This is a genomic window from Sphingomonas sp. (assembly GCF_035944535.1).
In the GTDB taxonomy this organism is placed as follows: Bacteria; Pseudomonadota; Alphaproteobacteria; order Sphingomonadales; family Sphingomonadaceae; genus Sphingomonas_B.
In genome coordinates this window covers 79,660-94,340 of the sequence record NZ_DASZBC010000011.1, presented here as the reverse complement: position 1 = coordinate 94,340, position 14,681 = coordinate 79,660, and the positions used below count along the sequence as shown (strand labels likewise).

11 protein-coding genes and 1 tRNA gene are annotated in these 14,681 nt (G+C 66.2%); 4 read left to right on the top strand and 8 right to left on the bottom strand.

Annotation, left to right across the window (positions count from 1 at the left end):
• Nucleotides 1-56 precede the first annotated feature (56 nt).
• The 3 genes from leuB to uvrC all read right to left on the bottom strand — a co-directional run bounded on the left by leuB (nucleotide 57) and on the right by uvrC (nucleotide 3,784).
• Complete coding sequence (gene leuB, locus VGT77_RS11800) at nucleotides 57-1,100, bottom strand: 3-isopropylmalate dehydrogenase (RefSeq protein ID WP_327462791.1); 1,044 nt, start codon at nucleotides 1,098-1,100, stop codon at nucleotides 57-59.
• Nucleotides 1,101-1,178: 78 nt separating this feature from the next.
• A complete protein-coding gene (gene recO, locus VGT77_RS11795; protein WP_414713393.1) occupies nucleotides 1,179-1,760 on the bottom strand; it encodes a DNA repair protein RecO in 582 nt (193 codons plus the stop codon).
• A 101-nt stretch (nucleotides 1,761-1,861) separates the two neighbouring features.
• Nucleotides 1,862-3,784: an excinuclease ABC subunit UvrC gene (gene uvrC, locus VGT77_RS11790; protein ID WP_327462789.1), complete on the bottom strand. Its 1,923-nt coding sequence runs from the start codon at nucleotides 3,782-3,784 to the stop codon at nucleotides 1,862-1,864.
• A gap of 62 nt (nucleotides 3,785-3,846) precedes the next feature.
• Here uvrC and VGT77_RS11785 point away from each other — a divergent pair, with 62 nt between their 5' ends.
• The 3 genes from VGT77_RS11785 to VGT77_RS11775 are packed head-to-tail and all read left to right on the top strand — an operon-like array spanning nucleotide 3,847 to nucleotide 6,491.
• Complete coding sequence (locus VGT77_RS11785; RefSeq protein ID WP_327462787.1) at nucleotides 3,847-4,587, top strand: methyltransferase; 741 nt, start codon at nucleotides 3,847-3,849, stop codon at nucleotides 4,585-4,587.
• Entirely contained in the window at nucleotides 4,584-5,303 is a 720-nt protein-coding gene (locus VGT77_RS11780) for an SDR family oxidoreductase (RefSeq protein ID WP_327462785.1), read from the top strand. Before VGT77_RS11785 ends, VGT77_RS11780 begins: the two co-directional genes overlap by 4 nt.
• On the top strand, nucleotides 5,304-6,491 hold the full coding sequence (locus tag VGT77_RS11775; RefSeq protein WP_327462783.1) for a CoA transferase: 1,188 nt from the start codon (nucleotides 5,304-5,306) through the stop codon (nucleotides 6,489-6,491). It begins immediately after the preceding gene.
• Here VGT77_RS11775 and VGT77_RS11770 read toward each other — a convergent pair.
• The 4 genes from VGT77_RS11770 to VGT77_RS11755 all read right to left on the bottom strand — a co-directional run bounded on the left by VGT77_RS11770 (nucleotide 6,488) and on the right by VGT77_RS11755 (nucleotide 10,608).
• Nucleotides 6,488-7,090, bottom strand: a complete 603-nt coding sequence (locus tag VGT77_RS11770) for an acyl-CoA dehydrogenase family protein (RefSeq protein ID WP_327462781.1) — start codon at nucleotides 7,088-7,090, stop codon at nucleotides 6,488-6,490. The two genes, VGT77_RS11775 and VGT77_RS11770, sit on opposite strands and share 4 nt — an antisense overlap.
• Before the next feature lie 56 nt (nucleotides 7,091-7,146).
• On the bottom strand, nucleotides 7,147-8,295 hold the full coding sequence (locus VGT77_RS11765; protein WP_327462779.1) for an acyl-CoA dehydrogenase family protein: 1,149 nt from the start codon (nucleotides 8,293-8,295) through the stop codon (nucleotides 7,147-7,149).
• The gene (locus tag VGT77_RS11760) at nucleotides 8,296-9,096 is read right to left on the bottom strand and encodes a crotonase/enoyl-CoA hydratase family protein (RefSeq protein ID WP_327462777.1); all 801 of its coding nucleotides are present in this window, start codon (nucleotides 9,094-9,096) and stop codon (nucleotides 8,296-8,298) included. It lies immediately after the preceding gene.
• 72 nt (nucleotides 9,097-9,168) lie between these two features.
• Nucleotides 9,169-10,608, bottom strand: a complete 1,440-nt coding sequence (locus VGT77_RS11755) for a M48 family metalloprotease (protein WP_327462775.1) — start codon at nucleotides 10,606-10,608, stop codon at nucleotides 9,169-9,171.
• Nucleotides 10,609-10,814: 206 nt separating this feature from the next.
• Here VGT77_RS11755 and VGT77_RS11750 point away from each other — a divergent pair, with 206 nt between their 5' ends.
• Nucleotides 10,815-14,429 carry a PAS domain S-box protein gene (locus VGT77_RS11750; protein WP_327462773.1) on the top strand — a complete coding sequence of 1,205 codons (3,615 nt, stop codon included), beginning with the start codon at nucleotides 10,815-10,817 and terminating at the stop codon, nucleotides 14,427-14,429.
• Nucleotides 14,430-14,571: 142 nt separating this feature from the next.
• Here the strand turns inward: VGT77_RS11750 and VGT77_RS11745 are convergent.
• Nucleotides 14,572-14,647: transfer RNA gene (locus VGT77_RS11745), tRNA-Thr, on the bottom strand.
• Nucleotides 14,648-14,681 lie beyond the last annotated feature (34 nt).

The following is a 14,681-nucleotide window of genomic DNA, read 5'->3' as shown; positions in this document are numbered from 1 at the left end:
CTTCCCGCCACCGCTTCTCGGCTGCGCTCGAAGCGAACGGTCGGGGGATGTCACGGTCACAATGCCGCTAGCACCCGGTCGCCCATCTCCGATGTGCTCAGGCTGCCGCCGAGATCGGCAGTGCGGGCGCCCCCCGCCAGCGCAGTCGCGACTGCCTTCTCGATCCGGTCCGCCGCTTCCGGCTCCCCAAGCGAATAGCGCAGCATCATCGCGGCGGAGAGGATCGTCGCCAGCGGGTTGGCCTTGCCTTTGCCCGCGATGTCCGGCGCGCTGCCGTGGATAGGCTCGTACAGCCCCTTGCCGGCTGCATCGAGCGAGGCCGAGGGCAGCAGCCCGATCGATCCGACGCACATTGACGCCTGATCCGACAGGATATCGCCGAACAGGTTACCGGTGACGATCACGTCGAACGCGCCCGGATCGCGCACCAGCTGCATCGCGGCATTGTCGACATACATGTGGGTGAGCGCCACGTCCGGATAGTCGGTGGACGTCTCGATCACGACATCGCGCCACAGCTGCGACGTTTCCAGCACATTGGCCTTGTCGACCGAGCAGAGCCGCCCTTTGCGCTTCCGCGCCGTCTCGAAACCGAGCCGCGCGATCCGCGATACTTCGGCCTCGTCATAGCGCATGGTGTCATAGCCTTCGCGCAGCCCGACGTCGGTCGAGCGGCGGCCGCGGGGCGTGCCGAAATATACGTCGCCGGTCAGTTCGCGCACGATCATCAGGTCGATTCCGGCGGCAATCTCCGGCTTCAGCGCCGAGGCGCCGAGCAACTCCGGAAACGCCTTGGCCGGACGCAGGTTGGCGAAAAGGCCGAGTTCCCGCCGCAGGCCGAGAATCGCCTGCTCCGGCCTCAGCGCGCGTTCAAGCGCGTCGCAGTCCGGATCGCCGACCGCGCCAAACAGGATGGCGTCGGCGTGCCGGGCGAGATCGAGTGTTCCAGGCGGGAGCGGGTGGCCATGCGCCTTATACGCCGCGCCGCCGACGGGCGCCTCCTCGAAAGTCAGGTCGAGATCGAGTGCCTGCAGGACGCGCAGAGCCTCGGCGGCTACCTCAGGACCGATACCGTCACCCGGTAGAACTGCGATCAACATGCTCACCCCTATCCGTCATCCCGGCCTCGAGCCGGCATCCCGCTTCTCCTGGCTCTGGAGCCAAAGCGGGCCCCCGGGTCAAGCTCGGGGTGACGGTGATAAGCGTTTCAATCTTTGCACCAGCCGCTCCCGGGCGGCGAGCACATCGACCTTCCGGCCAGCGAACAAGTGCGTTTCGAGGGCACGAGCATTGCGGTCGAGATTCGGGGCGCCGACGCCATAGCCCAGCTCCGCCAGCAGCAGTGCTTCGAAGCGAATGAGCCCGTCCATCCAGCCCCGCGCGCTTGGCGCATGTTCGATGGCGCCAAGCAGGCCCGACAGCCCTTCATAGAGATTGGGATAAGGCTGCCCCTCCGGCAGCGTCACCGCCGTCAACGCGCAAACCCACTCGATTGCAGCCGCTGGCAGCGGCTCGGACAGCAAGGGAGCTCGGCTGTGCACCAGTTCCACCGTAGCGGCGGCGAGTTGCTCTTCCACCCGCGCCCGGAACTCGGCCTGGATCAGATTGCCCGCTTGCAAGATCGGCCGCAGCCGCCGCGAACGGCCGCCGCGGACATAGCCGGCTTGCAGGCCATTGCGCGGCGTCAGCGCGCGCAGGATCGCGCCATGCTCACCATGGGCGCGGACGGCGAGGACCAGAGCGGAAGTGGAGATCAGCATGGAGCAGGCGCCCCTCGACTTCGCTCGGGACGAGCGGTCCAATTCATTTCGCTCGTCCTGAGCGAAGCGCGCAGCGCATAGTCGAAGGGCGCTCCTTCGAGCTACCGCGCATGGTAAAAGTCGTAGACCTGCTGCGCGACCGACCGGCTTACGCCCGGCGCTTTGGCGAGGTCCTCTAAGGACGCCGCCCGCACGGCCTTGGCGGTGCCGAAATGCATCAGCAGCGCTTTCTTCCGCGCGGGGCCAATGCCGGGCACCTCGTCCAGCGAGCTGACGCCGATCGCTTTGGCGCGCTTCTGCCGATGCGCGCCGATCGCGAACCGGTGTGCTTCGTCACGCAGCCGCTGAAGGTAGAAGAGCAAGGGCGAGTTGGGCGGCAGGGTGATTTCGCGGCCGTCGAGCAGGTGGAACACCTCCCTGCCCTCGCGGCCGTGATGCGGACCTTTGGCTACGCCGACTAGCGCGACATCCTCGACGCCGATTTCGTCCAGCGTTTTCGCAGCCGCGTTGAGCTGCCCGCGCCCGCCGTCAATCAGCACCAGATCGGGCCAGTCGCCGCCCTCCCGCTCCGGATCTTCGTTCTTCGCGCGCCCGAAGCGCCGCTCGAACACTTCGCGCATCATCGCGAAGTCGTCGCCCGGCGCGGTTTCCGGCCGCTTGATGTTGAACTTGCGATAGCTATTCTTGCGGAAGCCCTCTGGTCCAGCAACGATCATCGCGCCAAGCGCATTGGTGCCCATGATGTGCGAGTTGTCGAACACCTCGATGCGATCGGGCGGCCCATCGAGTTCGAACAGGTCGGCGAGTTCGCGCAGCACCTTGGCCTGGGTCGTACTCTCCGCCAGCCGGCGGTCCAGCGCTTCCTCGGCATTGCGCTTGGCCTGTTCGATCAGCCGCCGCCGGTCGCCACGATGGGCGTTGGTGATGGCAACCCTGCCCTTCGCCTGTTCGGCAAGCGCTTCGGCGATCAGATCGCCTTCGGCCAGTGCGCGGTCGAGCAGGATCGAACGGGGCGGCGTCACTTCCTCATAGAATTGCATCAGGAAGGCGGCGAGCACTTCCTCTTCGGACGAGTCCTCGGTGTGGGTCGGGAAAAAGCTGCGATGGCCCCAATTCTGACCGCCGCGGATGAAGAAACCCTGGATGCACATCGTGCCGGCCTTGCAGGCGAGCGCGAAGACATCGGCGTCGCCGACGCCCTCCGCGTTGATCGCCTGTGTGCCCTGGATGAAGGTGAGCGCCTTCAGCCGGTCGCGAAACACCGCGGCGAGCTCGAAATCCATATTCTCGGCCGCTGCCTGCATCGCGGCGCCCAGCTTCGCCTGCACCTGCGTCGACTTTCCGGCCAGGAACGCCTTCGCATCGCCGACCAGCTCGGCATAGCCGGATTCGTCGATCCGGCCGACGCAGGGCGCGGAGCAGCGCTTGATCTGGTAGAGCAGGCATGGCCGCGATCGATTGGCGAAGAAGCTGTCAGAACAGGACCTTAGCAGGAAGAGTTTCTGCAACGCATTGAGCGTGCGGGTCACCGATCCGGCGCTGGCGAAGGGGCCGTAATAATTGCCTTTGATCTTCTGCGCCCCGCGATGCTTCTGCACGCGGGGATAGGCGTGATCGGAGCGGAGCAGGATATAGGGGAAGCTCTTATCGTCGCGCAGCAGCACATTGTAGGGCGGGCGGTAACGCTTGATCAGCTGCGCTTCGAGCAGCAGCGCCTCGGCCTCGTTGTTGGTCGTCACGATCGTCATCGACCGGGTCTGCGCGACCATGCGCTGCAGCCGCTTCGAAAGGCGCGAGACCTGGGTGTAGTTGGTCACCCGGTTCCGCAGCGCCCGCGCCTTGCCGACATAAAGCACATCGCCGCGCGCGTCCTGCATCCGGTAGACGCCCGGCCGCACCGGCAAGGTTTTCAGCACGTTGCGGATCGCGGCGACGCCCTGCTCCAGGTCCGGCGCATCGGCCCCGCGCACGCTGTAGGTGGCGGTCTCCTCGTTGAACCGATCGGGGCTTTGCGGACGGGACATGGGGTGGCACAGTTAGGCATTGCCGCGCCGCCGGACAATCGCGGCGAATAGGGGAGGACATCATGAAGCTGATCGCCACCGCCATCGCCCTGGCGCTCGCCGCGCCCGCCGCCGCGCAGACCGTCACGCCGGCCATCCAGCAGGCGCTCGCCAATCCTGCTCGGCCGGACGCCGACAGAGCCCGTGATGCCAACCGCAAGGCAGGCGAGCTTCTCGCCTTCTCCGGCATAAAGCGGGGGGACAAGGTTGCCGACTTCATCATGGGCGGTGGCTATTGGACCAAGATCCTGGCCGGACTCGTCGGATCAAACGGCCGCGTCTACGCCTATCAGCCAGCCGAGTTCATCGGCTTCCGCGCCGCCTATGGCACCGAACAGGACGAGGCCGTGAAAGGCCTGGCCAACGTGACGCCGCTGCGTCCATCGCTCGCCAGCTTCAGCTTCGCCGAGCCGCTGGACGCAATCATCACCGTGCAGAACTACCACGACCTGCACCTGAAGATCGCGCCGCCGGGCTTTGCCGGCGTCGTCGCGAAGAAGCTGTACGATTCGCTGAAGCCGGGCGGCGTGCTGCTGGTCGTTGACCACGTCGCCAACGCCGACCCTGACTTCAAGGTGCCCGACACACTCCACCGGATCGATCCCGACGCGGCGCGGAAGGAGATCGAGGCCGCGGGATTCGTGTTCGACGGATCGCTCGACATCCTCCGCCGCACCGACGACCCGCACACCACCAACGTGTTCGCGCCCGAAATCCGCGGCAAGACCGACCAGTTCGTCTTCAAGTTCCGGAAGCCTAAATGAGGATCGCGGGCAAGACCGCGCTGGTCACCGGCGGCACGGACGGGATCGGCCTCGAGATCGCCCGGCAGCTCAGGGCAAAAGGCGCGACGGTGATCGCCGTGGGCCGCGATCCCGGCCGGCTCGCCTCGGCTCGGGACGAAGGTTTCGAGACCGTTAAGGCCGACCTGTCGACCAAACAGGGCTGCGACCACCTCGTTGAGGAGATTGGCGGCGCTCCCATCGACATGCTCGTCAACAATGCCGGCATGGGCGGCCCGTCCGACCTGCTCACCGACTTCGACCTCGACAAGACGGATCAGGCGATCTTCCTCAACCTGAACGCGCCGATGCACCTGATCGCGGCCTTCTTGCCGACGCTGCGCGAGCGACCGGAAGCGGCAATCGTGAACGTGACCTCCGGCCTGGCGATCGCCCCGCGCGCCGGCGGTCCGGTCTATTGCGCGACCAAGGCCGGGCTGCGCAGCTTCACCCAGGCGCTCCGGCACCAACTGAAGGACACGCGCATCACGGTCATCGAAGCGCTGCCCCCAGTGGTGGACACGCGCATGACCGCCGAGAACCCGCGCAAGAAGATGGCGCCCGCAGACTGCGCGGCCGAGATCGTTCGTGCGATCGAGACGAACAAGGCGGAGGCATTCATCGGCGCAACCAAGCTGCTGCGGGTGGTGAGCGAGCTCTCACCTGCCGCCGCCCGGCACATCATGATCAAATATTGAGTGGCGGGGCTGCTGTCCGGCCTCGCGGTCGTCGAGGCGTCCTCCTTCGTCGCTTCGCCGACCGCCGGCCTCTATCTCGCCCAGCTCGGCGCAGAGGTGATCCGGATCGACCAGATCGGCGGCGGTCCCGACTTTCGCCGCTGGCCGCAGGCGCCCAATGGGGCGAGCCTCTATTGGGAGAACCTCAACCGCGGCAAGAAGTCGGTCGCGCTCGACCTGGCGCGACCCGAAGGGCGCGAGCTGATGCAGGCGCTCGCCGCGTCGACGGGGCAATTCCTAACCAACTATCCTGTTGACGGCTTCCTGGCGCATGCGGCCCTGGCAAAGCGGCGCTCCGAACTCATCACCGTCCGAGTCATGGGCACTGCGCAAGGCGGTCCGGCGCTCGACTACACCGTCAACGCCGCAGTCGGCATTCCGCAGATCACGGGACCGGCGGAACTCGGCGACACTCCGGTCAATCATGTGCTCCCCGCCTGGGACCTGCTGACGGGCGCCTATGCCGCCTTCACGATGCTCGCGGCCGTGCAGCACCGCGCCGCGAGCGGCTCGGGAGGCGAATACCGCATCCCGCTCCAGGACGTTGCCACCGGTAGCATCGCCAATCTGGGTATGATTGCCGAGGCGCTTGTCACCGCGCCGCGCCCGCGCCTCGGCAATGACGTGTTCGGCGCGTTCGGGCGCGACTTCGTGACGGCCGATGGCAAGCGGCTGATGCTGATGGCGATCACGCCCAAACAATGGTCGGGGCTGGTTGCGGTGCTCGGGCTCGGTGAGGCCGTGGCCAGGGTAGAAGCAGAGCGACGCGTGAGCTTCGCGGTGGACGAGGGCCTTCGTTTCGCGCACCGCGACGCTCTCTTCCCTCTAATAGAGGCATCGCTCGCGCGGCGCACTTCGGGCGAGCTGATCCCCGCACTGGAAAGCCACGGCTGCTGTTTTGGCGGTTACCAAAGCGTCGCCGAGGCCGCACACGATCCCGCTCTGGTCACCGCCAATCCTCTGTTCGGGTCAGCGGCCAATCCGAGCGGCGAGTGTTACCCTGCGGCGAGCGCCTTCCTGTCGGAGCCGCGGGCGCCGCCACGGTCAGCACCCCAGCTCGGGGCGCACACGGAGGAAGTGCTCGCTGAGCGGCTCGGCTTGTCCGCTGCCGAGATTGGGCGGCTGCACGACGATGGACTGATCGGCTAAAGCGATCGCAGGAAGGACAGCGTGTCGCTGCCAAACGCCACTCGCTCGGCACCCAGCTTTGCGTTCCAATAGCCTTCCGATCCATGCGCCATGCGCAGAGCATGGAGCCTTGCCGTGAGTCGGTGCAGCGGAAACTCGGCGGTGATGCCGATCGCCCCATGCACCGCGTGCGCGATGCCGGCGATGGTTGGGGCGGCGGTGCTCGCAACCGACTTCGCGATGGCGGCGGCGGATACTGGCGGCGCGACGCCGTAGCGGCAGGCGCCCTGAGCGGCGATCCGCACCAGCACCACTTGTTCGGCCATCAATGCCAGTTGCTGCTGGACCGCCTGGAAGCGGCCGATCGGCTTGCCGAACTGGCTACGCTGATTGGCATGCTCGACGCTCATCTCCAGCAACCGCTCGCCAATGCCGGCCATTTCGATCGCGGCAAGAACCGCGAGCAGCGGCCTGCCGGGCGCGTTTGTAAGGCGTGCGGCCATTGCTTCGCCGATGCCCGCGATGCCGTGGCGTCCAGCAGCGCGGAGGAGGGGCTCGACTTCGCTCAAACTCAGTTCCGTCAGAGCATCGAGAAACCCGGCCTCGTCGAGCGCTAGCATCGCTTGATCAGGGGAATGCGCGGCTGCGATCCGTTCGAATGACGCAACCAAATCCATCAGCGCAGCCCCAAGCCCCGGGCGATGATGCCGCGCAGGATCTCGCGCGTGCCGCCTCGCAGCGAGTAAGCGGGTGCGAGCGCCAATGCATGTATGAGGGCGGTTCTGAGATCGGGAGCGGCCTCCTCTTCGGGATGGCTGCCGAGATCGTCGGCGATCACCTCCGGAACCTTCTGCTCGAAGCCGGTGCCGAGATCCTTCAGCAGCGATGCCTCGATCACCGGCTGCTCGCCGGCGGCAAGCCGCGCCGTCACTGCGATCGACATGGCACGAAGCGCCGCCAGCTGCGCGGTCAGTCCGCCGACCCGCTCCACCCGCGCGCTGGACGCGCCGACCCGGCGCAGATGATCGATCCACGCGTCGAACAGCACCGAACTCGACCAGATGCGTTCCGGACCGCTGCGCTCGAAGGCGAGCTCGGCGTTGACCTGGGCCCAGCCCGCCCCCTCGTCGCCGAGCAGCGCGTCGTCGCTCAGCTGCACGTCGTCGAAGAACACCTCGTTGAAGTCGCGATGGCCGGTCGCATCCTCGATACCGCGGATCGTCACGCCCGGAGCACGCAGGTCGACGATGAACTGCGATAGCCCCTTCTGCCGGTCCTCGGGACAGCCGGAGGTGCGCACCAGCGCGATCATATAATCGGAAAGATGGGCGCCGGTGGTCCAGATCTTCTGCCCCGTCAGCTGCCAGCCGCCTTCGCCCCGCTCCGCCCGGCTGCGGACCGAAGCGAGGTCGGATCCCGCGCCCGGCTCGCTCATGCCGATGCAGAAGAAAATCTCGCCCCGGCAGATGCGCGGCAGGTAGAAGCTCTTCTGCGCCTCGCTGCCGAAGCCGAGGATCACTTGCGCGCTCTGCCGGTCGGCGATCCAGTGCAGCCCGACCGGCGCGCCAGCCGCGAGCAGTTCCTCCACCACGACATAGCGGGCGAACGGCCCTCTCCCCCCGCCGCCATATCGCTCCGGCAGAGTCAGCCCCAGCAGGCCCGCTTCGGCAAGCGCCCGGCTGAAAGCGGTATCCACGCCGATCCAGGAGCGGACGCGTTTGCTGACGGGGCGATCCAGCACATGATCTTCGATCAGCCGGCGAATCCGGGCACGAAACGCTTCGTCTTCGTGCGGGATTTCGGCGAAAGCGAGCTGGTCGAACATCTATTCGCCGGTGAAGCGCGGCGCCCGCTTCTCCAGGAACGCGTCGATCGCTTCGTCATTGTCGCGCGTGGCGTGCGCCAGCGACTGCATTGCCGCGGACATTTCGAGGATGTTGGCGAGAGTCGCAGTCTGCCCCTCGCGCAGCAGCCGCTTGGTCATCCGCACTGCATGCGGCGGATTGGCCGCGATTTTGTCGGCTACCTCACGGGCGGTAGTGAGCAGGGCATCCGGCTCCACCACGCGCGAGACCAACCCCATGGCGAGCGCCTCGTCGGCACCGAAGGTCTCCCCGGTCAGCGCCAGCTCCGTGGCCCGCGAGAAGCCGATGATGCGCGGCAGCAGCCAGGCGCCGCCATCTCCGGGCACGATGCCAACCTTGACGAAACTTTCTGCAAAGACAGCGGCTTTCGAGGCGATCCTCACGTCGCACATACAGGCCAGGTCCAGCCCGGCGCCGATCGCCGGTCCGTTGATGGCCGCGATAACCGGCACTTCGAGCGCTTGGAACAGCAGGGGCAACCGCTGGATGCCGGCGCGGTAGTTGCGGCGCGTCTGTGCCGGCAGCGATGCGCGGAGCCCCGCGCCCGACTTCATCGCCTTCAGATCGCCGCCCGAGGAAAAGGCCGAGCCGGCGCCAGTCAGGATCACCGCGCGCACGCTGATATCCTCGTCCGCATCGGTAAGGATCGCCTCTAGCGCCTCGATCACCGCCGGATCGGAAATGGGGTTGCGCTTGTCCGGCAGGTTCGGCGTGACGGTCAGGATTGCGCCGTCGCGGGCGCTCAGCACGGGTTCGGTCATGGGCTCAAGCTTGCCCGCACTGCTCATCTTTGACCAGAGCCGCTTCCGTTGGCAGGGCTCCGATGGCGTGACTTAGCGCCGCCAGACGACCAATTTCACCTTCTCACCGGCGCGGAGCGCTGCGTTGCCCGAAAAGCCGTTCAGCACGAGGAAACGCTGCAGTTTCAGATCTTCATACGCCATGTCCTGCGCCAGGCGTTCGGGCGTGTCTCCAGGACGGACCGTCCGCACGTCGATGACACGGGTGCGCACTTGAGAGGCCTCACCGGGCGAAAGCGCGCGGAAGCTGTCGATCAGCGGCCCGAAGGGTCCGATGCCTTGGCCGGCCGGCGTGACCAGCAGGAAGTGATAGGCATTGTCCCGTGAGGTGGCGATCGCAAAGACGGTTGCGTCCACGGCCTGCCGCCCCGTGCTCGCCCGCGTCGTCGCATAGGCCGCCTCCATGCCGTTCACCCGGGTGCGTTGCACGGCTGGTGCAGGAGCGCGGCCGCTTTGGCTGAGCGCCGTAAAGGCGCGATCCACATAATCGGCGAGATCGCCGCGGAACGGCAGAGTGGACAGCTGTGCCTGACCGCCGCGCCCGGTAATCAGGACGGCATCCGGGCTGTTGCTTAGCGTGTAGCCCAGCGGCGCCGTGAAGGCGATGCGCAGGTCGGGATGGCGGAAGCTGCGGCCATCGATCACGCCCTGGCGCGGATCGTCGCCATAGATCATCCCGTCGATCGCCGCGAGGAACGCGTCCCGGTTGCGCTCGCCGCCCATGCGCCCCACCTGCTGGGCTCGCTGTCTCGCACGGAGCACGCGGCTGGCGGGATCGGGATGAGTGCTGGCCCATTCCGGAGCGGAGCCGCCCGGTCCGCTGCTGCTCTGATCGAGTCGGTTCTGGTCCGCCAGTGACGCCAGCACTGACGACATTGCCAGCGGGTCGTAACCCGCCCCGGACAAATAGCTGACGCCCAGATCGTCCGACTGGATTTCCTGCTTTCGCGAAAACCTCAAGGTATAGAGCTGGCCGACTTGTCCCGCGAGCTGCCCGACCGCCGAACTGCCAGTCACCGCGCCCAGCAGCGTCGCGAGCAGGCTGGTGCCAGTAGAGGTGCGGCTGCGCGACCGGCTGTGGCGCGCCGCGACATGGCCGATTTCGTGCCCCAGAACCGCCGCCAGCTCCGCTTCATCATTCATCAACGCAAGCAGCTGACGCGTCACATACACATAGCCGCCCGGGATGGCGAAGGCGTTGTTAACGGGCGAGTTGAGGAGCGTGACCTGAAAGTCCCGCTCTGAATTGGACAGGCCCGACTGCACCGCGATCCGCTTGCCGACCCGCGACACATAAGCGGCCTGCGGTCCGCCATAAGCGCCGCCATATTGCCGAAGCAGCTGCGGATGAACCTGGTCGCCCTGCGCTCGCTCGTTCTGCGAAATGGCTCTCGGTTGCGCATGTCCGATAGTGCCGGCGACAAGGGCTGTCGCGCCGCAGATTCCGACAAAGGCTGTAGTTAGCCGCCGCATGGTCCTACTCCGATGTTCCGGACGAAACATCGTTTCTGAAACGAACCGGTTCCCATCGGCGCCTGATGATGCAGCCATGGCGGCGCGCCTCACCCCACCTTAAACGTCTTTCGCGGCTGCTAACGTTCGCTTATGTCAGTTGCCGGGGCAGTATGTGCGGCGCGGAGGGGAGGTCCGGCCGCCTGAGAAGAGGGCGAGTTACCTGGATGTCCTCGATCGACACTGTCATTGCTGCTTGTGATACCCTGATCGACGACGGCGGCATGGCGGCCCGAATCCGGACGCATGAATGGTCCTCGACTTCGCTCGGGACGATCGAGCAATGGCCGCAATATCTGAAGACCGCGGTCGAGCTCATGCTCTCCTCGCCGGGGCCGGTGTCGATCCTGTGGGGTTCGGAGCGCATCCAGCTCTACAACGACGCCTATGTGCCGATCGCTGGGGAGCGGCACCCAAAGGCGCTCGGCAGGCCTGCAGCCGAGAATTGGCCGGAAGCCTTTGCGGATTTCCTTCGGCCTGCCTTCGACCGTGTTTTCGCGGGCGAGACTGTGACGGTAAACGAAACCGCCATTCCGTTGCGCAAGCCGGACGGCACGACCCAGGAGCGATACTTCACCGGCAGCTTTCAGCCGGTGCGCGACGATGCCGGCAATGTGGCCGGCATATTCCATCCGCTGGGCGAAGTGACGGCGCGGGTAACCGCCGACGCTGAACTGCAGGAGAGCGAGGCGCGATATCGTGCGCTGTTCGAGACAATTGAGTCCGGATTCTGCGTCGTCGAGGTCGACCTGGATGCCTTCGGCGGACGGATCGACTATCGCGTGGTGGAGGCCAATCCCGCCTTCTTCCGCCAGACCGGCTTCCCCGAGGCGATTCTGGGATGCTGGCTACGCGAGGCGGCGCCACAGCTCGAAGAGCATTGGTACGAAACATACGGCCGGGTCGCGCGAACCGGCGAGCCGGCACGTTTCGAACAGGGCTCCGACATGCTCGGCCGCTGGTTCGATGTCTATGCCTTCCGCACGGGTAAGCCGGAGGCGCGTCGTGTCGCCATCCTTTTCACCGACATCACCACGCGCCGCAGCGCCGAGTTCGCGCTTCAGGAGAGCGAGGCGCGATTCCGCAACATGGCTGATCAGGCGCCTGTGATGATGTGGGTCACCGACCCGGACGGGCGTTGCATCTATCTCAACCGGTCCTGGTACGAGTTCACCGGCCAGAGCGCGGCGGAGGGCGAAGGCTTTGGGTGGCTGGATGCCGTCCATCCCGATGATCGCGGCTGGTCCGGCGATATGTTCGTCGCCGCCAACGCCAAGCAGGCGCCGTTCCGGCTGGAGTATCGGCTGCGGCGGGCCGACGGCACCTACCGCTGGGCGATCGACGCAGCCTCTCCTCGGCTAGGTCCGGACGGCGAGTTTCTGGGCTATATCGGCTCGGTCATCGACATCGACCAGCGTCGCGAGGTCGAGGACGCGCTTCGCGTCAGCGAGGAGCGGTTGAGACTCGCCGTCGACAATGCTGAGATCGGCTTTTGGGACGTCGACGTCATCAACGACGTGCTGATCTGGCCGCCGCGAACGAAGGCCATGTTCGGCATATCGGCCGATGTGCCGGTTACGATGCAGGACTTCTACGACGGTTTGCATCCGGAAGACCGCGAGGCGACCAGCCGTGCCTATTCGGCGGCTGCGGACCCGGCAGTTCGGCTTCTCTACGACGTCGAGTACCGGACGGTCGGGAAGGAAGACGGTCGTATCCGTTGGGTGGCGGCAAAAGGACGAGGCGTGTTCGATGGCCCAGGCGCGGCGGCGCGCTGCCTGCGCGTGATCGGAACGGTGATCGACATCACCGCGCGCAAGGCCGTGGAGGAGCGCCTGCGTGAGCTGAACGAGACGCTGGAGCGCAGGGTCGCGGAAGCGCTCGCCGAAAGGAAGTTGCTCGCCGACATTGTCGAAGGCACCGACGCCTTCGTTCAGGTCGTCGACGCGGAGTTCCGCTGGCTGGCGATCAACAGGGCCGCCGCCGACGAGTTCGACCGCATTTTCGGCGTCCGGCCAGTGGTGGGCCAGTCCATGCTGGAGGTGCTCGGCGACCAGCCGGAACATCGCGACGCGGTGCGCGCTGTCTGGAGCCGCGCGCTGGCGGGCGAGAGCTTCACCGAGATCGGCGAGTTTGGCGATCCAGGCCGTGATCGGCGCTTCTACGAGATGAAGTATAATGTGCTGCGCGACGCCGAAGGCGAGCTGATCGGCGCTTATCAGTTCGTCTATGACGTGACCCAAAGAATCACGGAACAGCGGCAGCTCGCCGAAGCGGAGGCGGCGCGCCGCGAAGCCGACGCGCTCTACCGCGCCTATTTCGAGAATACGGCCGAGGCGCTGTTCGTCGTCAACGTGCTCGATGATGGCGGCTTCACGGTCGAGGACCTTAACCCCGCGCACCAGGCCAGCATCGGACTGCCGCTGGACGAGGTGAAGGGGAAGCGGCTGGACGACATCCTCCCGCCCGAGGTAGCGGCGACGGTGATCGACCATTATCGCCGGGTGATCGCCGAAGGCGGCGTCTACCAATATCGCGAGACTTTCGAGCTCAACGGCAGGACCAGCCATTGGGACACGGTGCTCGTTCCAGTCCGCGATGCCGATGGCAAGATTGTGCGGCTGATCGGGTCCAGCCGCGACCTGACGGCACAGCTCGTGGCCGAGGAGCAGCTCCGCCAAAGTCAGAAGCTCGAAGCCATGGGCCAGCTGACGGGCGGGGTGGCGCATGACTTCAACAATTTGCTGACGCCGATCATCGGCTCGCTGGACATGCTGATGCGCAAGGGCATCGGCAGCGAACGGGAGCGCCGTCTGATCGACGGGGCGCTGCAATCGGGCGAGCGCGCCAGGATGCTGGTGCAACGGCTGCTCGCCTTCGCTCGACGCCAACCGCTGCAGCCGATGGCGGTCGACCTTCGCACGGTGGTCGAGGGCATGGCTGGCCTGATGGCTTCGACATTAGGACCAGCCATCGACGTCCGCGTCGACCTCGGCCCCGACCTGCCGCCGGTCACCGCAGATCCAAACCAGCTTGAAATGGCACTCCTCAATCTCGCTGTGAATGCGCGGGACGCGATGCCGGAGGGCGGCGCACTAACGATCGCGGCCAAGCGCCGGAACGTGGGTCGGCAGCATGAGGCCAAGCTGGACCGCGGCGACTATGTCGTATTGAGCGTGGCCGACACCGGCGTCGGCATGGACGAGGCGACCCGCGCGCGGGCGGTGGAGCCCTTCTTCTCCACCAAGGGTATCGGCAAGGGCACAGGTCTGGGCCTCAGCATGGTGCACGGCCTGGTCGCCCAGCTTGGCGGCGGGCTGACAATCGACAGTGCGCCCGGCCAGGGCACCAGCATCGAACTCTGGCTGCCGATCAGCGCCGACCCGGTGAAGGTGCTGGAGGGCGCCGCGGCACCTGCGGAGGACCACCGCAGCCGCGGCACGGCCCTGCTTGTCGACGACGAGGAACTGGTGCGGATGAGCACCGCCGAGATGCTCATCGACCTTGGCTTCGACGTGGTCGAGGCGGGCTCTGCCGAGGACGCCTGGCACGCCGTTGAGACCGGCGCGAAGCCGGACATCGTCATCACCGACCATCTGATGCCGGGCATGAGCGGAGCGGAGCTTGCGCGCAAGCTGCGGGAGACCCGGCCCGACCTGCCGGTTCTGATCGTGTCCGGCTATGCAGAGGCCGATGGCGTCACCCCCGACCTGCCGCGCCTGACCAAACCGTTTCGCAACTCGGAACTTGCGGCCAAGCTGGATGAACTGACGCCCGCATAGGGTAGCGCCACCCAATAATCTCTGCCGTGTTCACAAAGCTGCTAGAGAGTGATGCATTCACTGCCGCAGTGGCACAGAGCCGAAGTCCTTCTTCGGAGATCGTCAACCAGTGCGACGAAGATTTCGACCTCGTCTCAGGGAGTGGTGCCGCTTACAGGACTCGAACCTGTGACCCCCGCATTACGAATGCGATGCTCTACCAACTGAGCTAAAGCGGCCCTGGCTTGGGAAGCGCGCGCTTATCAGCGGCTC

Excerpts from the sequence above, each read along its gene's own strand:
- VGT77_RS11785 (WP_327462787.1), top strand. The coding sequence starts at position 3,847 with ATGAAGCTGATCGCCACCGCCATCGCCCTGGCGCTCGCCGCGCCCGCC.
- VGT77_RS11760 (WP_327462777.1), bottom strand. The coding sequence starts at position 9,096 with ATGACCGAACCCGTGCTGAGCGCCCGCGACGGCGCAATCCTGACCGTC.
- leuB (WP_327462791.1), bottom strand. The coding sequence starts at position 1,100 with ATGTTGATCGCAGTTCTACCGGGTGACGGTATCGGTCCTGAGGTAGCC.
- VGT77_RS11765 (WP_327462779.1), bottom strand. The coding sequence starts at position 8,295 with ATGTTCGACCAGCTCGCTTTCGCCGAAATCCCGCACGAAGACGAAGCG.
- VGT77_RS11770 (WP_327462781.1), bottom strand. The coding sequence starts at position 7,090 with ATGCTAGCGCTCGACGAGGCCGGGTTTCTCGATGCTCTGACGGAACTG.
- uvrC (WP_327462789.1), bottom strand. The coding sequence starts at position 3,784 with ATGTCCCGTCCGCAAAGCCCCGATCGGTTCAACGAGGAGACCGCCACC.
- VGT77_RS11755 (WP_327462775.1), bottom strand. The coding sequence starts at position 10,608 with ATGCGGCGGCTAACTACAGCCTTTGTCGGAATCTGCGGCGCGACAGCC.
- VGT77_RS11750 (WP_327462773.1), top strand. The coding sequence starts at position 10,815 with ATGTCCTCGATCGACACTGTCATTGCTGCTTGTGATACCCTGATCGAC.
- recO (WP_414713393.1), bottom strand. The coding sequence starts at position 1,760 with ATGCTGATCTCCACTTCCGCTCTGGTCCTCGCCGTCCGCGCCCATGGT.
- VGT77_RS11780 (WP_327462785.1), top strand. The coding sequence starts at position 4,584 with ATGAGGATCGCGGGCAAGACCGCGCTGGTCACCGGCGGCACGGACGGG.